19 protein-coding genes are annotated in these 23,832 nt (G+C 39.2%); 16 read left to right on the top strand and 3 right to left on the bottom strand.

The genetic code is table 11. The features are described from left to right. The first annotated feature begins 31 nt into the window (after positions 1-31). From HYU69_10830 to HYU69_10890, 13 genes are all read left to right on the top strand, one after another. On the top strand, positions 32-1,642 hold the full coding sequence (locus tag HYU69_10830) for an OmpA family protein (GenBank protein MBI2270832.1): 1,611 nt from the start codon (positions 32-34) through the stop codon (positions 1,640-1,642). A 163-nt stretch (positions 1,643-1,805) separates the two neighbouring features. Next, complete coding sequence (locus tag HYU69_10835) at positions 1,806-2,753, top strand: hypothetical protein (GenBank protein MBI2270833.1); 948 nt, start codon at positions 1,806-1,808, stop codon at positions 2,751-2,753. Positions 2,754-3,221: 468 nt separating this feature from the next. Then, on the top strand, positions 3,222-4,091 hold the full coding sequence (locus HYU69_10840; protein ID MBI2270834.1) for a hypothetical protein: 870 nt from the start codon (positions 3,222-3,224) through the stop codon (positions 4,089-4,091). 297 nt (positions 4,092-4,388) lie between these two features. Continuing rightward, positions 4,389-4,898 carry a hypothetical protein gene (locus HYU69_10845; GenBank protein MBI2270835.1) on the top strand — a complete coding sequence of 170 codons (510 nt, stop codon included), beginning with the start codon at positions 4,389-4,391 and terminating at the stop codon, positions 4,896-4,898. Positions 4,899-4,904: 6 nt separating this feature from the next. Next, positions 4,905-8,555, top strand: coding sequence for a hypothetical protein (locus tag HYU69_10850; protein MBI2270836.1), 3,651 nt, complete (start codon positions 4,905-4,907; stop codon positions 8,553-8,555). Between the two features lie 50 nt (positions 8,556-8,605). After that, complete coding sequence (locus HYU69_10855; GenBank protein ID MBI2270837.1) at positions 8,606-9,193, top strand: non-canonical purine NTP diphosphatase; 588 nt, start codon at positions 8,606-8,608, stop codon at positions 9,191-9,193. A gap of 216 nt (positions 9,194-9,409) precedes the next feature. Next, on the top strand, positions 9,410-12,148 hold the full coding sequence (locus tag HYU69_10860) for a D-alanine--D-alanine ligase (protein MBI2270838.1): 2,739 nt from the start codon (positions 9,410-9,412) through the stop codon (positions 12,146-12,148). A gap of 26 nt (positions 12,149-12,174) precedes the next feature. Next, complete coding sequence (locus HYU69_10865; protein MBI2270839.1) at positions 12,175-12,984, top strand: PASTA domain-containing protein; 810 nt, start codon at positions 12,175-12,177, stop codon at positions 12,982-12,984. Continuing rightward, the gene (locus tag HYU69_10870) at positions 12,981-14,864 is read left to right on the top strand and encodes a T9SS type A sorting domain-containing protein (protein ID MBI2270840.1); all 1,884 of its coding nucleotides are present in this window, start codon (positions 12,981-12,983) and stop codon (positions 14,862-14,864) included. Before HYU69_10865 ends, HYU69_10870 begins: the two co-directional genes overlap by 4 nt. A gap of 4 nt (positions 14,865-14,868) precedes the next feature. After that, positions 14,869-15,930 (top strand): RluA family pseudouridine synthase, encoded by a 1,062-nt coding sequence (locus HYU69_10875; protein MBI2270841.1) that lies wholly within the window; start codon positions 14,869-14,871, stop codon positions 15,928-15,930. 79 nt (positions 15,931-16,009) lie between these two features. Continuing rightward, a complete protein-coding gene (locus tag HYU69_10880; GenBank protein ID MBI2270842.1) occupies positions 16,010-16,258 on the top strand; it encodes a hypothetical protein in 249 nt (82 codons plus the stop codon). Position 16,259: 1 nt separating this feature from the next. Further along, the gene (locus HYU69_10885) at positions 16,260-16,673 is read left to right on the top strand and encodes a PIN domain-containing protein (protein ID MBI2270843.1); all 414 of its coding nucleotides are present in this window, start codon (positions 16,260-16,262) and stop codon (positions 16,671-16,673) included. Positions 16,674-16,701: 28 nt separating this feature from the next. Further along, complete coding sequence (locus HYU69_10890; GenBank protein ID MBI2270844.1) at positions 16,702-17,148, top strand: hypothetical protein; 447 nt, start codon at positions 16,702-16,704, stop codon at positions 17,146-17,148. Between the two features lie 52 nt (positions 17,149-17,200). Here HYU69_10890 and HYU69_10895 read toward each other — a convergent pair whose 3' ends face one another. Then, positions 17,201-18,295, bottom strand: coding sequence for a M42 family metallopeptidase (locus tag HYU69_10895; protein MBI2270845.1), 1,095 nt, complete (start codon positions 18,293-18,295; stop codon positions 17,201-17,203). A gap of 240 nt (positions 18,296-18,535) precedes the next feature. On the opposite strand from HYU69_10895, the gene HYU69_10900 reads away from it, so the two are divergent. Continuing rightward, positions 18,536-19,501, top strand: a complete 966-nt coding sequence (locus tag HYU69_10900; GenBank protein ID MBI2270846.1) for an NAD(P)-dependent oxidoreductase — start codon at positions 18,536-18,538, stop codon at positions 19,499-19,501. Positions 19,502-19,505: 4 nt separating this feature from the next. Here the strand turns inward: HYU69_10900 and HYU69_10905 are convergent, their stop codons facing one another. Next, positions 19,506-20,021, bottom strand: coding sequence for a hypothetical protein (locus HYU69_10905; protein ID MBI2270847.1), 516 nt, complete (start codon positions 20,019-20,021; stop codon positions 19,506-19,508). Positions 20,022-20,062: 41 nt separating this feature from the next. Further along, positions 20,063-20,758 (bottom strand): hypothetical protein, encoded by a 696-nt coding sequence (locus HYU69_10910; GenBank protein ID MBI2270848.1) that lies wholly within the window; start codon positions 20,756-20,758, stop codon positions 20,063-20,065. A 110-nt stretch (positions 20,759-20,868) separates the two neighbouring features. Here HYU69_10910 and HYU69_10915 point away from each other — a divergent pair, with 110 nt between their 5' ends. Continuing rightward, a complete protein-coding gene (locus HYU69_10915) occupies positions 20,869-22,353 on the top strand; it encodes an amino acid permease (GenBank protein ID MBI2270849.1) in 1,485 nt (494 codons plus the stop codon). Positions 22,354-22,385: 32 nt separating this feature from the next. Continuing rightward, the gene (locus HYU69_10920; protein ID MBI2270850.1) at positions 22,386-23,828 is read left to right on the top strand and encodes an amino acid permease; all 1,443 of its coding nucleotides are present in this window, start codon (positions 22,386-22,388) and stop codon (positions 23,826-23,828) included. Positions 23,829-23,832 lie beyond the last annotated feature (4 nt).

A 23,832-nucleotide genomic window follows, 5' to 3' on the forward strand; every position in this document is an offset into this window, starting at 1 on the left:
AAGGTCAATACAGAACTAATTTTACTGTGGTATGTTAGGTTCGCCCTGTAAATATGTCCTGGTAGTTGTGCTTTTGTTTGGCCTTCATTTAAAGGCACAAAAAAAAACATATGAGGGACAGGGATCTGTGACAGAAATAATAATGGCTTCCCAGGCAGAAATGGTTGGACATTTCGATATGTTTTTTAATTCCAAGGTTAACCAGGATGAAGTTGATAAAAAGATGTATTGGTATAAAATTGTTTTTGCCAAAGAATGTACATTCGACTTTACCCTTTTCCCACTTTATGAAAGCGACCGCTATTCCTTTATTGCATTTAAAGTAGAAAACGATTTGAATTTTTGCGATGCAAAAGCAAAGCAAAGTATAACCGCTATAAACGACATACGGATAGTGAGAAAATATGCTGATAATGAACAGTCCGAATCGTTTCGTGCCAATGTTGTTGTCACTAAAAAAGTTCCTGTTAAAGCAGGAGAAGCAGTTTATATTGTAATTAAAAACTTGTGGGGTAAAGATCTCGGGCATATCCTGGGATTAAACACTTGCGATTATTCGTATGTATTAGAAACGGAAAAGTTAAAATACAAGTCAGATACAGTGGTCCAACAGCAATCAGTTTATAATGAACTTAGTGAAGAAGAGGCATTAGCCTCAATCGGTAAAAAATTATGCCCTCCCGATAGAATACCTATAAAGCTGGGAACCATTAGTTTTAATAAAAAGATAAGTGTATCAAACCAGCCTTATGCCAATGGAGAGTCGAAAAATAATTCACAAAAAAAAATAATACCAACAGACTTTGTTCCTTCGTCTGCAGTGAACAATAAGGTAAAAGCCAAAACAGATACCAGCACAAGTAGAGTTGAAATAAAAACACAACCGGGAAGCAATTCTCTCAGACAAAATAATCAGGTAAAAGATAAGAGTTTAGTTGCGGCCGATATTTTTAAAACCAAGCCTGCAGATGCACAACGCGTTCCGGTAAGATGTTTAATTACAGATGCAGTAAAAGGATTAAGTGTGGATAATGCGCCTGTTATTATTGATGAACTTTTGGGAAAGTCCGTTGAAGTAAAAAAAATAAAACCAGGCGAGTACGAATTTGCCATTGAAAAGGAGAAAACGTATAAAGTGGAGTGTAACGCAATCGGATATAAATATTTCGATCACAGCATTAACGTATATAAAGTTTTAAAGGGCGAGGGAAACGAATTGGAGTTGAAACTAGATCCCCTGAAGCAGGGGGAAAATTTTATTTTGCGAAATATTTATTTTCACCCCAATACTCCCGTAATTAAAAATGAATCCAACAAAGAATTGGAGAAGTTATATGTGTTCATGAGAAACAATCCCAACGCGATCATTTCCATTGAAGGACACACCAACAGTAACCGGCGTATCGGAAGAGAATCGAGGAGAGAACAGATTGGTGGCAAATGGGCTTTTCATGGGTCTGCAAAAAAACTGTCCCGGTTCAGGGCTGATGAAGTGAGGGCCTACCTTACTAGGAAGACAATTGAGCCCGAACGGATCAAAACAAAAGGATGGGGAGGTGACCGTGAACTGTATCCGGGTGCAAACACGCTGCAAGAGAGCTCAAAAAATATGAGAGTAGAAGTGGTCATTCTTAAAACATAAAGGCATGGTTTTTGTAAAACAATTGTATCTTTGAAAAATAAATTGATTATGCGTCTTTCATTTTATGAACGCAAATTTACTTCTAACCTGTCCTACGGAGCGTAGTATGAATAAGTAAGCATATTGTTTTGCAAGAGATTATTAACGTATAAATTATATACAAATGAAGATGAAACAAATAAAAATTATTTTTGCGCTGCTTAGCCTGAGTCCGGTTTTTGATTTAGTAGCACAGGACGCAAACAAACCAAAACCCAATGCCGTAACGGTTCAGGATACTTCGAAGGCAAAATCAGGCGCTGCGATAACATCACCTGAGCAGCCATTTCATTTGGCAGATACCGGTATAACTGATTTGGGAGTGGCTGTATCTCCTTCTAATGTGCGTTTTAGAACTAAACCAGGTTCATCTGAAACCAAGTACATTACCGTAACAAATGATACGCACAAATCAGAAAAATTTAAAATAAGTTTCGCTGATTATAATATGAATAATCAGGGAGCTGTTGCTCAATTACCTATAGGACAGAATCATGAATATGGAGTTAGTAAATGGATGAGTATTACTCCTTCATTCGTAGAGCTTAAAGCAGGCGAAAAGAAAAAAATTGCAGTTACATTGTCTATACCCGATGACCCAACCGCTTACAGGGCAGGTTGGGGACTAATTATGGTTGATCAAACAAAAGAAAGAGAATCATTAGCTCCTCCAAAAGATCAAAAGGATAATATTGTGATGGGTGTTATTCCTGTGTTTGGCTTCGGAATATTTGTCTTTCAAAATCCTCCGAATGTTAAAATAAATAAAGTGGAAATTCTTAAATTCAATTACGCATATGATGATAAAAATAGATATGTAAATATTACAGTTAAAAATGTTGGCGATGGATTGGCCTTTTGTAAAGCTTACATTGAAATTAGTAATTTGAATAATGGTTTTAAAGATAAACTTATGTTAAGGCAATTAACTATTTTTCCCGGAATGGAAAGAAATATTGACTATACATTGCCGGGGGCTTTGCCTAAAGGGAAATATGTAGCAACAGCTGTAATGGATTTTGGAAGTGACTCTGAGGTTGAAGCTGCTGAATTGGAATTCACAATAAATTAATATTGCCCGCTTTATTCTTCTGTGATTTTTTTATTACTCTCAGAATAGTTTTTCATAACTATTATTAAACTAATTTGGATAGATATTTATCCAAATGACATCTATCCAAATTAGTAATATTAACTAGGTGTTTATACGTAAAAATTATTTATAATCTCTTTTTTTGTGGAGTTGTTTTTGATAATATTATTAAAAAAAATACTTTTTCAATATTTTGTTATCTGTTTGATCTTCAATATTAACTGTTGATTGAGCGCTTCGATAATTTCTTTATTTTAAAATATGTAACCTTTTATCTAACGATTTCGTAGAACTCAAAAGTTAGTTACTATAAACATGTTGATCTTTAAAATTACATATCGAAATGATAGCTCATAAAGTGAAGATTTTATTTCACCGTCCAATCTTTTTTTTTACTTTTGACATTCTAACCTAAACGTTAATAAACAAACCAACACCCCAAACATTATGAAAAAGATCATGAAATCATCAGCGCTTCTTATGGCAATGGCTATGGCTACTGCCTCGTTTGCGCAATTACAGGATGAACAAAACGTTACCATAACGATGGACCTTCAGCCTGTACTTCAATTAAAAATGGAAGGCCCGGACCAGCTTGAATTTACTTTTGATGAAATCAATAAGTATTATGCAGGTATTACTAAATACGGAGCAACTGTTTTGAAAGTTAGTGCTTCTGTAGGTTGGGATCTTTGGGCGGCTGGTCTGTCTCAAAATGCTACTAACCGTATGTGGGATAATCCTTTGTCGTACGCAATTGTTGGAGCAACCAACGCAACTACTTCTATTCCAGTTACTGCGTTAGAGCTTCACCAGTTTCCTGCAAACCCTTCAATCGCGGGCCTTTGTGCAACTACAACTTCTAACTTAGCTGATTACAGTGCTCCATTCGCACCTGTGACGTCTGCATCTGCATCTTCTATGGCAGGTAATAACGTTATTTTTGCTGCGGATAATACTGCTCCTTACACGGCACCTACTACAGCAGCCGCGGCAACATCTGAAAAATATATTGCAGGTGCAAGCGGAACATATGCTGCACTTCTTCAGTGTGGTGTTGTTGGAGGTAGTTACTTGACACAAACGCTTGCTTCGAATAACTATCGTTATGTGTTGGATTATAGGATATTGCCAAACTTACCGGTGAAATTTCCTGCACACTATACTGCTACTTCTACAGGCAAAGCAACTTCGTTGACTACTGCTGAAGGTGCTTCAGGCTTACCTGCTGCAACTCAAGCTGCAACAAGCGGAGTTTATGCAGCTCCTGGTGTCTACACTATGTACGTAAAATACATTTTGATGCAGGATAACTAAAATTTATTCCAATAATAAAAAGGGGCTATTTTTAATGAATAGCCCCTTTTTATTATTTTTTTGTCTGTCCTTCCTTATTATAATCACTTTAAAAATACATATATTTACTGAACTATGTATACATGTACGAAGGAGGTTTACATTTTTCAGGCTCAACGACTATTTTTGATTGCTATTTTTGCATTTTTCTCCTTTAATAATTTGGTTTCTCAACCAACTTGTACGGCCGCTCTCCCAACTCCTGCCCCTGGGAATTGCAATTCCACTTTGGCAGCTTTAAACCCTTCGCTTTACATAATGACAACTACAGCCAATATTGATTTTACATTCGATAATATGGCAAAGTATTTAGGCGGTATAACTCAAAATGGCGCAACGGTGTTAAAGCTGGTTGTCAACACCAACCCAGCAGGTGTAGCCGTTTGCAGATGGAATATGGAAATACACATTGAGACGTTTGGTGGCACGCCTGCTACTGAATGGGAACTGCTCACACCTTATGGTTTTGATGTCCTGCCTCATGCACCACTTAATCTTCTTCAAATTCGTACAAGGAATGAATGTAATACACCCGTTTTTTCGACTTTTCAAAGTATTGCAGATAATAGCCTTTCCAGCATTCCGATTATTAATCTTACTGGTGCAACAAATGCCGGATGTGTGCCTAATGTGAATGCTCCGGGAAGTTTTCTGACGAATTACAGTCAATATCATTTTACTATGGATTACAGAGTTTTGCCGCCTACTACATTACAACCAGGTATATATCAGGTACTCGTTCATTATTGTTTGTTCGAACAAAACTAATATATATTGAAAAAGAGCAGTAAATACAATGTTCTGTTTACGTTTTTATGTCGGGGCTTTGCATTGTGTTTAATGCTGTTTCCTGTTTCTTCGTTTTCTCAAGTTGATTCCGCAAAAGTAAAGTCAGATACTGCTTCGCAGGCTTCTCCTTTAAAAAAGGGTTTTGAAAAAAAAATAACCGCTAGTTTCGATACTTTGCCATGCGTGTTAAAGGAGGGAGATATTATATCAAAAGTATTGCAGGTACGGAACAATTCAGGGAAATCATTCGCTTTTACCATTCAGGTGGATCACCCACCCGGATGGAGATCGTTCAACACCCGTAATCGCTTATATGAAGTTAATAATGGTGACACGATATTTGTACCGGTTCGGGTAATTCCGAACGGAAAAATAATTGGAAATACAAAATACAGGATCAATGCTTATGTTTTAGAAAAGGATAGTACACCTGTTGCAACTGATCATTTTTATGTAATCAGAAATAAACTTAGTAACTGGGAAATCAGTGTAAGTCCCGGCGAAAAAATATATTTTTTAAATAGGGAAAACACAACAAAGTTTAAAGTTAGTATCAGTAATAATGGAAATGAAGACCAGGAGGTTGTACTTGGATTTGAGAATCCAAGAAAAAGTGTGATCATTTCAGATTCCACCAACCGGCGAATTAAAAACGAATTAAAAAATCTTAAACTTAAACCCGGCAATGATACTACCTTTCAATACAATGCAACATATACTGATGGAATAAAGAATCAAAAAAGAGTGGATACAGAAAGTTACAATATGCAATCGAGTTCTGAAACGCATACTTCGTCAATTTATGTAAATGCCAGTGAGCCTCTGTTAAGTGGTGGTGGATTAAAAAGGGCCAAGAAGGTTTCATTTATTAAACTTGGTAATCAAATTGAGGCTAGTCGCTATGGTTATTCAGCATTTCCGCTTATAATGGATGCTAATATGTATAATATTATTGGTGGACAGCCAATTCTGGGTATTAATTTGAGAGGGTCAACAAACATTGGAACGGATGGAATCGTGAATTATTATTCCCAGTATTTTTTCTCAAATTCATATTATACAAATGATTATTTCATGAATAGCTTTAACTACATAGGATATTTTGATAGTAAGTATTCAGTTGAGATTGGTGATATAGGGGGGGCCATAGGCGGTTATGGTTCTGCCGGTAAAGGTCTGAGTGCAGGGTATCAATTCCATCCTGAACATAAAGTTGCTGCATTCTATACCAGATCAAGACTTTTTAGCAACGCTGATAGAGAAGGATTTGGAGCAGCTTACAAGTATACCCCTTCCTTTGGTGTATTTAATGTTTCGTATACAAGAACTTCATATAACCCCAATAGTTTAACTACAGATTATTTTGGTGGAAACGCATCTGTACCCATTAAAGGTGGACATTCCGTTAGCCTTGGTGGTTTTTTGGCCAATAATAATTCTACTCAGCTGTTGAATTCATATAAACGAACAGGCTACCAGCTGTTTGGAGGATACTCCGGGGTTTTCTTTAAAGATGCCCGATTACACACCGGTTTGAACGGGTCATACGTCTCCAGATATTTCGAGCCCAATAATAGTGGCAGTATGATCAACGGTGGTTTGACAAATTATTTTTACTTAAATAAAAAAACTGCCCTCATGCTTTCAAATCTGTATAGTCAGATAGATTATAAGCCGGTGCAGTTTTCTAATTATTCGTATTTTTCACAATCATTTTTGAATAACCTTTCTACTTCTTTTAAAACGGATAAGGTGTCTATCTCTCCCGGATTATTTTATAATGTAAATTACTATGAGCGATCTAATAAATCTCATCTTTATCATTCAAGGGGTATAAGCATTGGTACAGGAACATATGAATATGAAACAAATAAATTACTTAGTGCCTCTGTCATGGCGGGGTATAACAGAGAAATTGGGATTCAGCCGGTGCGTGATTATTTTTTCCTGCAGTTTTTTTCAATGTACAGGTACAAAGTTTACAGTGCCAGTCTCCGGTACTCATATGGCAATATAGCCGCTTCTGCGGAACATACAAATGCCCCTCCTCAGGTTATTGCCCTTATGTTTAATCATCAGTATCAATTTAATGATCCACATTTGATTTTACAAAATTATTTTAGTTATTCATATTACACCGCTTTTCAACGGCAGTCACTTTCTTATACCCCTGAATTATATTATTATACGAATACGGGTTGGCGATTGAAGTTATCTCCGGGAGTTTATTGGAGCAGATCTAAGTCCTCGGCTGAAGGTATAGTAAACGGACCTGTTTCTTATGCATACTTTGGCACGCCCACACCTACCACAAGTACAACTGTTAATATAATGGTTGGTGTTAGAAAGGAATTTGGTATTCCGAACCCGTTTTCTAAAAAGAGATTTTATTCACTCGACTTTGTTGCTTTTGTTGACGTTAATGGGAATAACAAGAGGGATCAGGGAGAATATTTGCTCGAGAATATTGTGTTACGACTTGGCGAGTTGGAAGTATTGACAAATGAAAGGGGCAGAGCAAGCATCAAAAATATTGCAATGAATAAATATAATTATTCTGCGTTTTCTTTGGTTGATATTGAAGGCTTTTTCCCCAATATTGAAGATGAACTGAATGTTTTCAAAACCAGAACCGGTGATAGCGCAGTTTGCGTCCCATTCGTGAAAGGAATAAAAATATACGGTAAATTAGTTTTAGATAGAGAAAAAGTGGCAGAAAACACAGAGCTGCCTGTAGACCTTGGAGGGATTACTATTAGCGCTGTAAATGGTAAGACCATAAAAACCCTAACGGAAGCTGACGGTTCTTTTCAATTCTATGTTCCATACGGACGTTATAAACTTAACATGGATGAGCGCATTTTGGGCGATCGTTTTCATCTGCTCGAAAATAATATTGAGCTAAGTTTGGATAGGAAAACAGAAAGCATGTTTATTACTTTTTATATTGTTGAAAAGAAGCGTAGAATCAATAAGAAACGGTTTGATGCCAACGGACATCGAATTGATGATGGTACCGGTTCACTTAATAATAATCGTACGCATGATGGTGTAACAACAGTTGATAGTGAAGGTGACATAAATAAAAATCCCAACGCAGGAAAAAATTTAGTTGAGGAGGCCAATGCCGCCGCGGCAAGTGTTAGTCCCCGTCCACCTTATGAGGCGACCAAAGATGCGTTCCTGAAAGATAAGACAAGTGTTACTAATACTAATGGGGTGATCTATACGGTTCAGTTAGGTGCCTTCCAAAAGCCTTTAAATCCCAATGTATTTAAAGGACTTAAAAATTTAATGTATGAACGCATTGATAATGAGTTTGTGCGTGTAACAGCCGGTATGATATCAAGCGAGGCCGAAGCCCAGAACGAAAAAGATAATTTAGCAAAAGTAGGCTTCCCAACGGCATTCGTTTCTGCATACAACAATGGTAAAAATATATCATTAGAGGATGCGACTAAGATCCTTAATGCAAATAAGCAACCTGCAAACAAACAAGCTGTGGGTGGAAAAAATGCCGTTAAAAAACCAGCTACTACACCTGCAGGAAATGGTGCGAAGTCAAATGTTCCCGCGACAAAAGGCGTAGTTAAAAAGCCAGCTACTCCTGCTGCTAAAACTACTGGTGGTAAATAATAAACATTCGCTTTTGTAAAACATTTTTCTTTATTTTCAGATCAATTTGTATGTCGCAACTTGTTTTTGCAAGCAACAATGCCAATAAATTGCAGGAAATCGCTTTGCTTCTTCCTCCTGGGTTTGTCCTTAAAGGTCTTGCAGATATAGGCTGTTTCGATGATCTCCCGGAAACCCAACCCGATATTGAAGGGAATGCATTACAAAAAGCCAGGTATATAAGCGAAAAATACAGGGTTAATTGTTTTGCCGATGACACCGGATTAGAGATCGATGCGCTGTCTGGCCGGCCGGGCGTATATTCTGCGCGTTATGCCGGAGAACAAAAGAATGCGGATGATAATATGAATAAAGTGTTGTCGGAGATGAAAGGTATAAGTAACCGCAAGGCCCGCTTTAAAACAGTTATTGGGCTCGTATGGAACGGAAAGGATTTTTTGTTTGAAGGTATTGTGGAAGGAACAATTACTGAGAACAAAAATGGTTCAATGGGTTTTGGTTATGATCCGGTCTTTATGCCGGATGGATATTCGAAGACTTTCGCGCAAATGGATATTGACGGGAAGAACAAGATCAGCCATCGTGCAAGAGCGGTTAATAAACTGGTCAACTATCTAAACAGTCTCTCCATCCGGTAATTAGCTTATACGGAAAGTAGTTGAGTTTATGAAATGAAACGTACTTGCCGTTAATGCCCGACGTGGCGGTTTGCATTTTCGCAAACCTGAGTTGGGTAGGTATAACTGGTAGTTATCAACAATAACTTGCTCATACATAATAGGCTAACTACATACTGCAATAGGGCATTACAGCTATTTTTGTATGGATCCAGATAGTGTTTGTATTCAATGAAACTGAAAGTTGGAATATTTTTTGGTGGCACCTCTAAAGAGCGCGAAATATCTTTTGCAGGCGGTCGTACAGTATACGACAATTTAAACAAATCGCTTTTCGAAGCGATACCCATACTTGTTGATAGTTTTGGAAATTTTATTCTTCTCAACTGGCAATTTATTTACAAAGGCAGCATCCGCGATTTTTATCCCCCGGTTGATTCTATCCCTGACTCCAATGGGGAGTTCCAGGTGTATGCCGAAAATCTTGGCCCACTTACAGTTCAGCAGCAGGATGAACTAATAGAAAAGATCGGCACTAAAGTATATCATTCCGAACTAAGCACACTGATCGATTTTGCTTTTCTTTGTTTGCATGGAGCAAATGGTGAAGATGGTCGCATGCAGGGGCTGTTGGAATATTTGAATATCCCTTATTCAGGTTCTGGAATATTACCATCTGCCATAGGAATGAATAAGGCTGTTCAAAAGGAGATGATGGTGAACGCGGGTTTTGCCAGCCCGAAGTTTTTCAGTATTGACAGGAAAGGATGGATGGACGGGAAAAATTGTAAGGAAAGTTTTATTAAAGCAAACACAGAAATTGGATTTCCCTTAGTCATAAAACCGGCTAACCAGGGTTCGTCAATTGGTGTAACTATACTTCAGCATGCGGATGAACCCAGTTTTATGGTGGCCGTCGAAAAAGCGTTGTTCACACGCTGGGTAGATGCAAAAATGTGGAATGGTCTTACAGAACAGGAAAAGAATGACTTTGTACGTGTATTAGCTGATATTCGTGAAGGGATCGGGATGCCTGTAAAGGTTTCAGGTTTTAGGTTTCAGGTTCAGCAACCGTCATACCTGAAACCTGAAACCAGTAACCAGATTTATCATCCTGATAAATTGGTTGAGTGTCTGAACGATGTTTTGAAAAACGAGGAGGTAGTTGTTCTTGAATCACTTGATGGTGAAAGCAATGTGCTGGTTGAAGGTTTTATTGAAGGCAAGGAATTTTCATGCATCGTTGTGCAGAATGAAAACGGAAAAGCAATTGCGTTGCCTCCAACTGAAATAAGAAAGGGTAAAGAATTATTCGATTACCGTTCAAAATATTTACCGGGCCTTTCCCGGAAGATCACTCCTATTGATCTTCCTACTGATCAGATCAATGATATACGTATACAGTGCGAGCGCTTGTTCAACACGTTTCATTTCGATGTGTATGCCCGTATTGATGGTTTTATCGGTAAAGGTGGCAGTGTGTTTCTCAATGACCCTAACACAACATCTGGTATGATGCCGTCCTCTTTCTTCTTTCACCAGGCGGCAGAGATCGGACTTAACCCGTCTCAATTTTTAACGTATATTATTCGTACTTCATTGTCACAACGAATTGTGGCATCTGGAGGAAGCGGCGCATTCGATCATTTATTAGATGCGCTTGATAATGCTATTCACCAGGACCAGAAGGCAGCTTCGCAACGTATTAAAGTAGCTGTCATATTTGGAGGCTATTCATCCGAACGACATATCTCTGTTGAAAGCGGACGTAATGTATATGAAAAGCTGGCTTCATCAACCAAATACGAACCTTTTCCAATCTTCTTAACCGGGAATGAGAATGAACACCAGATGTACCAAGTGCCTGTGAACCTTCTGCTGAAGGATAATGCTGATGATATAAAGGATAAGGTCAATAACTATTATGTGCATGATGTTATTAAAGAGATCATTGATAAATGTTCATCCATAACACATAAATATTCCAATGCTGAAAGCATCGTTAAGCCAAAACATGTAACATACGATGAACTGGGCCGGATGGTTGATTGCGTATTCATAGCCCTGCATGGACGCCCGGGTGAAGATGGCGCTGTACAGGCCGGCCTGGATAGAATTGGTTTGCCATATAATGGTTCAGGTGTAGCGAGTTCGCAGATAACAATTGATAAATATAAAACCAACGAGCTATTAAAGCGAAATGGATTCCTTATTGCTGAACATCTATTGGTAAATGAAGAAGATTGGCTGAATGATAAAGCAAAGGTGTTATCAATTATTAAATCGGATATCAGGTATCCGTTTATAGCTAAGCCGGTCGACGATGGCTGCAGCTCGGCCGTTCGTAAAATAAAATCGGAAGCAGAGTTTGAAGCTTTCGCCAGACTTATCTTCAGAAAGACAGAAGAGTTGGATGAAGCGGCTGCGCAGTTATTGCATATTAAGGCTAAGGAAGAATTTCCGATGAAACGTGTTATCCTGGTGGAGGAGTTGATATCGAAAAGAGACGCTAAACACTTTTTGGAAATAACCGGCGGTATGCTTACCAGGTATGATGAAAAAGGGAATGTTGTTTATGAAGTGTTTGAAGCCTCAGAAGCTTTATCGGAAGGAGAAGTGCTTTCACTGGAAGAAAAATTCCTCGCCGGGCAGGGGCAAAACATAACTCCTGCGCGGTATTCACATGATCCGGTTGAGCGCCAGAAAATTTCTGATAAAGTAAAACAGGTACTTGGTTCGGCTGCACGATTATTAGATATTAATGGATACACCCGTATTGACGCTTTTTTACGCATTTATGATGCAAATAAGGTCGAAGTTGTTTTTATTGAAGTGAATTCTTTGCCCGGCATGACTCCCGCAACCTGCATTTTTCATCAGTCAGCTATAAACGGCTATAAACCTTACGAGTTTATTGACAAGATACTCGATTTTGGTTTTGCAAGAAAAAGACGCCAATTGGCAAATCTTGCGTAAATTTAACGGTTCACTTAACCCGTTAAATGAAGGCCTTTTTCAACTTTATAAAAAGTAAGTTTTTTCTGAAAAATCTCGCATTCGCCCTGGTGCTTTTATTTGTATTGATTTGGGGTGTTTTGAAATGGCTTGATGTATATACCCATCACGGCGAATTAGTAGAAGTTCCTGATTTTGCCGGTATTAAAATGGCCGACCTGGACGCTTTTATTCAAGATAAGAGGCTTAAATATACCATAATAGACTCTGTTTATGACCCCAAAGGACCTAAGGGTGTCGTTATTCGCCAGGAACCCGAAAAAAAAATCAATGTAAAGGAAAATAGAACCATCTATTTATACGTTACTACAATACTTCCTCCGCAGGTGGTCATGCCAAAATTAATGGATAAATCACTCCGGCAGGCCGCTTCCATACTTGAAACCTATGGTTTAAAGCTTGGTCGCGCGCGTTATGTGCCTGATCAGTGCGCTAATTGCGTGTTGCAGCAATTGGTGAAGGGTAAAAAGGTAGAACCCGGAACGCAACTGCCCAAAGGTTCAGTGGTTGACCTGGTTGTGGGTAAGGGCTTAAGCGGAGAAAAAATACCTGTGCCCAATTTGTTGGGTTTAACACGGGTAGAAGTGCTGGACAGGTTGGCAGAATATTCATTGAATGAAGGAGCTGTAGCGTTTGACCAGCCTTCCGATTCAGGAAGAGCAAGGGTATACAGGCAAGTGCCAGGTCCAAGTAAAGAAGATAATATTAGTATGGGGAGCAGTATAGATTTATTTTTTACGAATAAAAAAGAGAAGTTGCCAACAGTTCGCGACTCAACACAAGCGGGGAGTAAATGAAGATAATAATATATTTAGCAGTGATCTTTACTTTTTTTACTTGTCGTGGTTTAGTCGCGCAGGAGGAGGTGTTGATGGATATACAAATGAATCCGGTGGTTGCAAAAAGATGGCATCAATTGCAGCTTAATTATTCTTCTGCAAAGTTGGCGCAGCAAATTATCGATACACTGGTCTTGCCTTTTCTCGATGATTTTTCTAAAGAAAGTATTTTCCCTGATACGGCTAAATGGGTGGGAAGTTCAGTATTTATCAACCGGACTTATCCTAAAGCCCCCGTATCTATAGGTGTCGCCACATTTGATGGAGTGGATTCTACCGGCTACCCGTATAACTTTACTGCATCAGGTACCTCTTCAGGTGAGGCCGATCATCTTACTTCACTGCCGATCGATCTCGGTTCGTTTTTTCCGGTAGATTCTGTTTATTTCAGTTTTTTTTATCAGGCCCAGGGGCGGGGTAATGCGCCTGAAACAAAGGATTCATTGGTGCTGCAATATAAGCGCCCGTCAACCGGTATATGGGAGAATGTGTGGTCGCACAAGGGGTACACTCCTTCTAATAATGATACAAATTTTCACCTTGTAATTGTTCCTGTTATTGATACAGCCTATTTGCGTAATGGTTTCCAGTTCAGGTTTAAGAATTATGCCACATTATCCGGGAATGTTGATCATTGGCATATTGATTATGTTTACTTAAATAATAACAGAACACAAACTGACACGATCTTTGAAGATGTTGCTTTTGTTTATGAGCCATCTTCATTGTTAAAAAAATACCAGGCCATGCCATGGGAACAGTATAATACCTCCGAGTTAAAAGACGTTGTCACAACCTTGTCAACTGTTATTCGGAACAATAATAATGTCACAAAAAACACTTTTTACAATTATGTTATTAAGGATGGATCAGGTACTGTGGTTTCCAGCTATAATGGCGGCAGCACAAATGTAAATCCTTACTCATCCACGGGCTATCTTAATAATCCACCCTTTACAAGTCCTCCTTTAAATTATACAATACCGGCTTTAACAGATAGCGCGGTATATGTTTGGGAAAGTTATTTGAAATCGATCCCTGATTTTGACAACTATAATGATACGATACGATTTTACCAGAAATTTTACAACTACTATGCCTATGATGATGGTACAGCTGAAGCCGGATATGGTTTAAGCGGCACTAATCCGAAAATGGCCATTCGATACACGTTGAATGTGGCAGATACCTTAAGGGCCATTCAATTATATTTTAATCCTATTATTACAAATGTTACTAACTTTTCGTTCCGCCTGGCTGTATGGAATAATAGCGGCGGAGTCCCGGGAACTTTGATCTATAGCGATAGTGTGGTTAAACCGGTGTACGACCCGGGTGCAAATCAGTTTCATACCTACAGGCTTAGTAACCCGGCCTTGTTGTTGACCCCCGGCACCTATTTTTTCGGCTGGATACAGAATACCTCCGACCTGTTAAATGTTGGTTTCGATCTCAATACCAATTCTATAAGCAATACATTTATAAGTGTTTCAAATGTATGGAAGCCCTCAAATTTTAAAGGCTCGGTAATGTTGAGACCGGTATTTGGAGAACAGTTTTCCATTGCGGGAATTCATGGACCGCCAACAGCGAATTTTGATTTCGATGTGTACCCCAACCCGGTACAGGATAAGCTGAATATAAATTTGAATGACCGTTTCAAGTATGGCAACATACATGTGAGTATAATCGATATGTTCGGAAAAATAGTCCGGACAGAAAATAATTTTACCGCTGAAAGTATAGATGTTTCTCAACTCGCTCAGGGACTTTACTTCCTGAAGATAACCGGCGAAAGTGCCAGCTCAATTATTAAGCGGGTGGCTGTTGTCCGCTAAATCAATGGCAACCACTGAACAGGAAATACCCGATGATGAACAGGAATTGTTTGAACATTTCCGTTTTGTAACTAATAAGGGACAAGAGCTTATCCGCATCGATAAGTTTTTGATGAGTCGTATTGCTAATGCTACCCGTTCGAAAATTCAACAGGCAGCTGAAGCAGGTACAATATATGTAAATGGAAAACCCGTACGATCGAACTATAGGGTAAAACCCCTCGATACCATAACAATTCTTTTGGCGGAACCTCCGCGCGAAATAGAACTCGTTCCCCAGGATATTCCCTTAAATATTGTTTACGAAGATAATGACCTGATTATTGTGAATAAAGAAGCCGGGATGGTGGTGCATCCCGCCTATGGCAATTATAAGGGGACTTTAATGAACGCGCTTGTTTACCATTTTGCTAACTTACCTATACGCGAATACAATGAGAAGGATATTGATGCGCGTATCCGCCCCGGGCTTGTACACCGCATTGATAAAAACACTTCCGGCATTCTGGTGATCGCCAAAACAGCTGCAGCCATGACCAAGCTCGCGAAAAATTTTATCGATCATACTATTGACAGAACCTATTGGGCCCTCATTTGGGGTGACCCTAAAACGGATGAGGGAACGATTACCGGTCACATTGGCCGCAGCTTAAAGGATAGGAAGAAAATGGATATTTTCCCGGGAGGAGAATTTGGCCGGCATGCCATTACCCATTATAAAGTTCTTGAACGTTTTGGCTATGTAACCCTGATTGAGTGTAAACTCGAAACAGGCCGCACTCACCAAATACGTGTGCATATGAGGTATGCCGGCCATCCTGTTTTTAATGATGAGGTGTATGGGGGCGACAGGATATTGAAAGGCACGACTTTTGCTAAGTATAAACAGTTTGTCGAAAATTGCTTTAAAATGATGCCAAGGCACGGCTTACACGCTAAATCGCTTGGTTTTATGCATCCTACAACCCAAAAGAAAGTTCATTTTGATTCGGAATTGCCCGAAGACATGGCAAGTGTAATACAGAAGTGGAGGGCGTACTTGGTGAATAAGGCGTTGGAGGAGTGATCGATAGGCTTGATATGAAAGTTGTGCTATTGCCAAAGCCGTATAAAATTTATATATTTGTACGTATAAATTAAACCCTATGGATACTAAACTGACAATAAAACTTAATGGCTTCGTGATCGAAAAGGCCAAAAGTTACGCAAAACAAAAACACACAAGTCTTTCGAAGCTCATTGAAAGTTATTTGAATTATTTGACTGCATCTAAAGCTGAAGCGGACGATATAACACCATTAGTAAAAAGTCTTTCGGGGGTTATTGATTTGTCTAAGAATTACGACCATAAAAAGGAATACAAGCGACATGTTTTAAATAAATATTCCAAATGACATGACAAAAATATTTGCGGATACTGACGTATGTATTGATTTGCTTTCGGGTCGAAAGCCTTTTAATGTCAGTGCGGAAAGATTGTTTTCAATGGCTGATGGTGGAAAAATTAAGATTTTTGTTTCATCTCTTTCATTCGCTAATATCGATTACGTTCTTCGTTTACAATATTCTGGCTTAAATTCACGGAATATCATAGCAAAATTTAAGACACTTGTAACTGTTTTAGCGGTTGATTCAAAAAAAATTGATCTGGCAATAGCTTCCGAATTTAACGACTTTGAGGATGCTATACAATATTACACTTCAATAGAATCAGGTATTGGCATTTTTGTAACCCGAAATGTTAAGGACTACAAAAAGGCACATATCCAGGTAATGACACCGGAAACGTTTTTAACTAAACTTGTATAGGTGTATTTGCCATAAATTAGGAAACAAAATGAAATCCGCCCTCCTGATAGTTTCCACTTTTCTTTTCTTTGCTTATGATTTTTTATCCGCTCAAACCTTAAAAGCCGGAACAATCAGAGTAACCTACGATACCATCGCCAACACTCCTATCAGAGAAGCACTTGGTCCGATCCCAAACGATGAGAAGACTGCATTCATTGGTTTTGATTCAGGATTTGAAAACGATTCGGTTGAAGTGTGGGTAAATAAAAAAATGGTCGCATCCGGACTTATGCATAGTAAATTGTCGCTTGGTAAAGCCGGTGGTTTTCAAATTCCGAAGACAGACAAAATGGATTTAATGCTTGTGGTAAAAAACAAACGAGAGAAATTTGAAATTTTTTTTGATAAAAAATATTGTGTCGCACACTTGCATCACGATGCCATCGACTCCAGGTTAGTATGGACCTATTCCAATCAGGTGTATACCTATTGACCCTTCATTCTGTGTCACTTTTAATTTTTGCCTTCTGTCTCCCAACCCTTGTTTACCTCAAATAACTAAAATCATGACCCTTCTTAACTACCAGCAGAGATTCATAGATGAGCCGGATAACATTTTCTACATCTGTTTTGTGAACCATCTCAACAGTAGTATGCATGTAACGCAATGGTAAAGAGATCAGCGCTGAGGCAACACCTCCTAATGAATAAGCAAATGCATCAGTATCTGTACCTGTTACACGTGATGCCGCCTGCCGTTGGAAAGGGATCTTTTTTTTGTCGGCAGTATTGATGATCAGTTTTAATAAATTGTTTTGCACAGCAGGGCCGTAGGTTAACACGGGACCTTTGCCGCAACTCAGGTCTCCGTTTGTGATCTTATTCATCATCGGGCTTTGTGTATCGTGGCATACATCGGTAATAATGGCAACATTGGGTTTTATCCGTTGTACGATCATTTCAGCTCCGCGTAAACCAACTTCTTCCTGTACCGAGTTGGTGATATATAATCCAAACGGAAGTTTTGTTTTTTTCTCTTTCAGCAGACGCGCCACTTCAGCTATTATAAATCCGCCAATGCGATTGTCCAATGCGCGCCCTACAAAGTACCGGTCATTCAAAGTGATGAATTCATCTTCATACGTGATCACGCAGCCTACATGTACTCCAAGGCTTTCAACTTCTTTAGCCGATTTGCAGCCGCAATCCAGAAAAATATTTTTTAGGGTAGGTGCTTCCTCTTTCAGGGTTTCCCGCACATGAATGGCCGGCCAGCCGAATACAGCTTTAACAATCCCTTTGGAAGTATGAATGTTCACGCGTTTCGATGGCGCGATCTGATGGTCAGAGCCGCCATTCCTGCGAACATAAATGAAACCTTCATCTGTAATATAATTTACAAACCACGAAATCTCGTCGGCATGCGCTTCAATAACAACTTTGTATTCGGCTTTGGGGTTGATAACGGCCACAGCTGTTCCATACGTATCAACAAAATAATCGTCAGAATACGGTTTTATATAATTGAGCCATAGCTTTTGCCCTTCGCTTTCAAAGCCCGTTGGAGAGGCATTGTTAAGATATTTTTTTAAAAACTCTAGTGAGTTTTTGTTCAGTGTTGAATTGTTTTTTTTTGCCATGTTTGGTTTCTGTCCCTGTTAGTTTACATTTATGATGGAGAAGGGCTAAAGGGGGTATTAATCTTTCTCCTGCACTCTGATCTTTGCAAAAATACAATTTACTTTTCTAATTTATAGCAATGCAGGATCAATAGTTTAAGCCGGCTTGATTTCATTTTCCTGTTTTGGCGGATCAGGAGACGTTTTTTATACCTTAGTGACGCTTTTTTGAGCACTTCCATAAACAACGTAAAAGAATTTATGAAGATATTGATCACAGGCAGTAACGGTCTGCTCGGACAAAAGATAGTTTACGCACTATTAAAACTTAATGCCGGCCAGAAGCCTGTCGGCAATTGTATTTGGCCTGAAGTGAGCGATATGACTATCATTGCTACTTCAAAAGGTGAGAACAGAATAATTGAAAAGTCTGGCTATATTTTTGAATCCCTTGACATTAGTGATAAAAAGCAGGTCGAAACAATTCTCAATAAGCACAGGCCTGATGTGGTGATCAACACAGCCGCGATGACCAACGTTGATGCCTGCGAAACCCAAAAGGAAGAATGCTGGAAAGCCAATGTAATTGCTGTACAAAATTTAGTGGATGTACTTTCTGCCTATAACCTGAAACCTGGAACCTGGAACCCGCAACTCATTCACCTCTCCACCGATTTCATATTCGACGGTGAGGCCGGCCCTTATAAGGAAGATGATAAGCCCAATCCTCTCAGTTACTATGCTTTGTCTAAATATGAATCAGAAAAAGTAATTCAGGCCAGTAAAATAAAATGGGCTATCCTTCGTACGATTATAGTATATGGAATAGTTGATAATATGAGCCGTACAAATATTGTTTTGTGGGCAAAAGGAGCCTTAGCCAAAGGAGAAAAAATCAATGTGGTAGATGATCAGTTTCGTGCGCCTACACTCGCCGAAGACCTGGCACAGGGCTGCATACTTACCGCGTTGAAAGGTGCCACAGGCATTTATAATGTTTCTGGTAAGGATATTATGAGTATTCTCGAACTTGTCTACGCGGTGGCTGATTTCTGGAAACTCGATAAGTCAATTGTCAATCCGATAAAGTCCGACACTCTTAACCAGGCCGCCAAACGCCCTCCCCGTACAGGTTTTATTCTCGATAAGGCCATTAAGGAACTTGGCTATACCCCGCACTCTTTTAAAGAAGGACTTGCTATACTTGATGAACAATTGAAAAAATAGTTTTTTATTCCCTCTCCTTTGGAGAGGGTTGGGGAGAGGTCAATTTATCCACCCTCAAAAACACATCCCAGTATTTCTCTTTCGTCATCTCACTCCAATGTATCTGGTAATACCTGTATTGGTAAGTCTGTATCATGCAAATAAAAACAGCGATCATAATCAATGAGTAGTATATTTTCTTTAAAATCTTATTTGAAATTGTTGTTAATGCTGTTGTCATGAGGATCGCGAAAAGTGCATAGAACTCAACATATGCGCGTAACCCAAAACTTCCGCCGTAATACCAGCACCACCAGGATGAAAGTACATACGTAAGCAAAATAAAAAATCCTAGAAAAGTAAACAGTTGATAACGATTCTGTTTGAAAAGATGAAAGAGTCCTGTTAAAGAAAGTAATGTTATTGGCGTATAAACAAACAGCCCCTTTTTATAGCTGAATAATATATTTATAAATTCGGGGTTCAACCAGTTGAAATGTTCATGCCTGTATGCATCAACAAAAAAATGTCCTGTGGCCAATTTGTAAATAATAAATTGGATGGCAATAATTGCAAAAGTAATTATGATTGCAAAAAGAGTTTGACAAGACCATTTATAGGTCTTATAAGCATTACCAAACCTAAAAACAGGGCACTTAAATAGATGTGCTTATTGCTGAAAGCACTAGTTAAACATCTGAAATAATAGATAAAAGCGCTAATGCAGAAAAACGAGTATACATGCGACATTGCCGGTTCCGTTATGGCATAGTAAAACAGGTTGGTGCCGAATACCAAAACAATAAGTATAAAGCTTACTATTGATTCATTTGAAGTATAAAATCTCAGCAAGTGTTTCAAGTAAAACAAGCCTGCAATTAAATAGAAAATTGCCGCAATGTTAACTGATATGGGATAAAATTTAGAATAGCCATCTGCAGGTAAATCTGCCAAAAGTGTTAATGCATGCGCCTGCAGAAAGAAGGGCAGCATTAATACTGCGGTTCCGCTGAAATATTTATTTATTACATGGCCTTGTTCGTCATCAGCCCTGTAATCGTAATAAGTGTTTTTGTAATAATACTTCTGTTCAATACCCTCGTAAAAGCCAAGGTTAAGGTCGTGATATATAAATACGGCAGGGAGGTAGGCATAATAACCTTTGCCATCGCTTAATACAATGTTTTTCCACCTGTCACCGCCCCAATTTATATTCGACGCGCAAAAAACAAGTATGGCAGCTATTAATACAATTACGTATTTGTTTATGAGGGTCAAAGGGGGTATATTTTTTTCAAAAGTAATTTATTCCCGCCTTCTTTTAATCCAAAACTTCTTTATATTCGTTCCGTGTTAATTTTCAGTTTTTAATTCTTAATTTCTAAATCATGTCTCTCAGACGAAAAAAATCACTCGATCATTTAATGTCCGAAGCTTCGGACTCCGAATCAGGTCTTAAGCGAACATTAGGTGCTTGGAGTCTCGTAGCGCTTGGTATAGGAGCTATTATTGGTGCCGGCCTTTTTGTAAGGACCGCTGCTGCTGCAGGAGAGCATGCGGGTAACGCGGTAACGTATTCATTTATTATTGCAGCCATTGGCTGTGCCTTTGCAGGTCTTTGCTATGCCGAGTTTGCATCCATGATCCCGATCGCGGGGAGTGCTTATACTTACGCTTATGCAACAATGGGCGAACTGGTTGCCTGGGTGATCGGTTGGGCCCTGATCCTTGAATATGCACTTGGTGCGGCAACTGTATCAATTGCGTGGAGCGAATATTTTAATAATCTGTTGGGAGGAGCCATTCCTTTTCGATGGTGCCATTCCCCGTTTGAAGTCTCTCCTGAGGGTATGCATGGTTTTGTGAATTTGCCGGCCTTGTTTATTATTTTGATGTTAACATTTCTTCTTATAAAAGGAACGCAGGAATCAGCGATCGTTAACGGGGTCATTGTATTTGTTAAAGTGGCGATCGTACTTTTATTCATCACTATTGGTTGGAAATTCATCAATCCCTCTCATTATACCCCTTATATTATTCCACCCGATGCACCTCCTGTAGACCTTGGCAATGGAAAGGTATATGACTACTCACCAACTTTCAATCATGGTTGGATGGGAATTCTGAGAGGTGCGGCAATTGTGTTCTTTGCTTTCATTGGTTTTGATGCGGTTTCAACAGCTGCACAGGAAGCGAAGAATCCGAAGCGTGATATGCCTATTGGTATTTTGGGTTCTTTGGCCATATGTACCTTGCTTTATGTTTTGTTTTCACATGTTCTCACAGGTGTTGCCCCATTTACCGATTTTGTAAAGTCAGGTAAAGAGGCCTCCGTTTCTTACGCGATAAAAAATTACATGCCAGGTTATAATTGGCTGGCAACGCTTATATCTGTTGCTATTCTTGCGGGATTTTCTTCCGTTATGCTCGTCATGCTAATGGGGCAATCACGTGTTTTTTATTCAATGTCGAAGGATGGTCTCTTGCCCAAAGTTTTTTCTGACCTGCACCCCAGGTTCAGAACACCATGGAAATCCAATTTGATTTTATTCCTTTTTGTAGGTTTCTTTGGAGGCTTTATTCCGGGTAGTGTGGCCGGCGATTTGACCTCGATAGGAACATTATTTGCATTTGTACTCGTATGTATAGGTATCATGATCATGCGCAGGTCGGATCCTGACCGCCCACGGCCATTTAAAACGCCGCTGGTTCCTCTGGTTCCGATACTTGGTGTACTTGTTTGTTCTTCAATGATAGTGTCTCTCGATCAGATGACACTTTTAACGGCAGTTGTTTGGATGGTGGCCGGGCTTTTTATATTTTTCATGTATAGCCGGCATAATAGTAAGTTAAAGCATCCACACTCAAAATAATAATAAGGGCGGCTTTGCTGCCCTTATCTTTTATGTCAACACCAGAACTCAAGCGCTCACTCGGATTTATTGATGCTACAATGATTGTGGCCGGCTCCATGATCGGGTCGGGCATTTTCATTGTTACATCTCAAATGGCCCGCGATGTAGGTAGTTCAGGATATATATTGTTGTTGTGGTTAATAACAGGGTTTATCACAATTGCTGCAGCTCTTAGTTATGGTGAGTTAGCAGGCATGATGCCTAAAGCTGGTGGTCAATATGTTTACATACAGCGTGCATATAACCCACTCGTTTCCTTTCTGTATGGCTGGACGGTTTTTACGGTTATTCAGACAGGTGTAATTGCTGCCGTAGCTGTTGCTTTCGCCAAATATGCTGCTGTTTTTATTCCTTCATTAAATACTGTTTTATTACAGGCAGGTAATTTTAAAATTACCTCAGCGCAGGTTCTTGCCATTGCAAGTATTGTGTTTTTAACATTTTCGAATAGCCGTGGTGTACGAAACGGTAAAATGGTACAACTTATATTCACTTCGGCAAAAGTATTGGCGTTATTTGCGATCATAATTTTAGGTCTTATCATTGGCTCAAATACGGATGTGTTATCACATAATCTGCACGATATGTGGAACGCAACGAAAACAACACTGGGGGCAAACGGAGCCATAACGATCGAACAAATAGCAGGCTGGACTTTAGTGGGCGCTTTGGGCGCTACAATTATCAACCCGCTTTTTTCGAGCGACGCATGGAACAACGTAACATTTATTGCAGGTGAAATTAAAGACCCTCAGAAAAACATTCCACGTAGTTTGTTTGTCGGAACACTTGTTGTTACCATAATTTACATTTTAGCCAATGTTGCTTATCTGGCCTTGTTGCCCCTCCGGGGCGATCCAAATGCAGTCGATGTTGTAGGCAATGGTATTCAGTTTGCGGATAATGACAGGGTAGGTGCTGCTGCAGCCTATGTGATATTCGGTCAATCGGCCACGTACATTATGGCGGCATTAATTATGGTATCAACCTTTGGATGTAACAATGGCCTCATCCTTTCAGGTGCACGTTTGTTTTACGCTATGGGCAATGATGGTCTCTTTTTTAAGAAGGCAGGACAGCTTAATAGTAAGGAAGTTCCCGGCTTTGCATTGGTTCTTCAATGTATCTGGGCATCCGCTCTTTGCTTGTCGGGTAAGTACGGTGATCTGTTGGAGTATTCTACTTTTGCATCATTGATATTTTATATTGTAACAATTGTGGGGATATTTATTTTAAGAAGAAAGGAGCCGGATGCGGATCGTCCTTATAAAGCCTGGGGATATCCGGTTCTACCGGTGTTATATATAATCATAACAACGCTTATCTGTGTCGACCTGCTTATATACAAGCCAAACAGCGCGGGTTTAGGATTATTAATTGTGTTACTGGGTGTGCCGGTTTATTTCATAAATAAAAAATTAAAACAAAATTAACCTC

This window comes from Bacteroidota bacterium (assembly GCA_016183775.1).
Classification (GTDB): Bacteria; Bacteroidota; Bacteroidia; order JABDFU01; family JABDFU01; genus JABDFU01.

Coding starts and splice junctions, on each gene's coding strand:
- HYU69_10920 (MBI2270850.1), top strand. CDS start 22,386: ATGTCAACACCAGAACTCAAGCGCTCACTCGGATTTATTGATGCTACA.
- HYU69_10845 (MBI2270835.1), top strand. CDS start 4,389: ATGACAACTACAGCCAATATTGATTTTACATTCGATAATATGGCAAAG.
- HYU69_10900 (MBI2270846.1), top strand. CDS start 18,536: ATGAAGATATTGATCACAGGCAGTAACGGTCTGCTCGGACAAAAGATA.
- HYU69_10865 (MBI2270839.1), top strand. CDS start 12,175: ATGAAGGCCTTTTTCAACTTTATAAAAAGTAAGTTTTTTCTGAAAAAT.
- HYU69_10855 (MBI2270837.1), top strand. CDS start 8,606: ATGTCGCAACTTGTTTTTGCAAGCAACAATGCCAATAAATTGCAGGAA.
- HYU69_10835 (MBI2270833.1), top strand. CDS start 1,806: ATGAAGATGAAACAAATAAAAATTATTTTTGCGCTGCTTAGCCTGAGT.
- HYU69_10875 (MBI2270841.1), top strand. CDS start 14,869: ATGGCAACCACTGAACAGGAAATACCCGATGATGAACAGGAATTGTTT.
- HYU69_10885 (MBI2270843.1), top strand. CDS start 16,260: ATGACAAAAATATTTGCGGATACTGACGTATGTATTGATTTGCTTTCG.
- HYU69_10870 (MBI2270840.1), top strand. CDS start 12,981: ATGAAGATAATAATATATTTAGCAGTGATCTTTACTTTTTTTACTTGT.
- HYU69_10830 (MBI2270832.1), top strand. CDS start 32: ATGTTAGGTTCGCCCTGTAAATATGTCCTGGTAGTTGTGCTTTTGTTT.
- HYU69_10895 (MBI2270845.1), bottom strand. CDS start 18,295: ATGGCAAAAAAAAACAATTCAACACTGAACAAAAACTCACTAGAGTTT.
- HYU69_10840 (MBI2270834.1), top strand. CDS start 3,222: ATGAAAAAGATCATGAAATCATCAGCGCTTCTTATGGCAATGGCTATG.
- HYU69_10880 (MBI2270842.1), top strand. CDS start 16,010: ATGGATACTAAACTGACAATAAAACTTAATGGCTTCGTGATCGAAAAG.
- HYU69_10890 (MBI2270844.1), top strand. CDS start 16,702: ATGAAATCCGCCCTCCTGATAGTTTCCACTTTTCTTTTCTTTGCTTAT.
- HYU69_10915 (MBI2270849.1), top strand. CDS start 20,869: ATGTCTCTCAGACGAAAAAAATCACTCGATCATTTAATGTCCGAAGCT.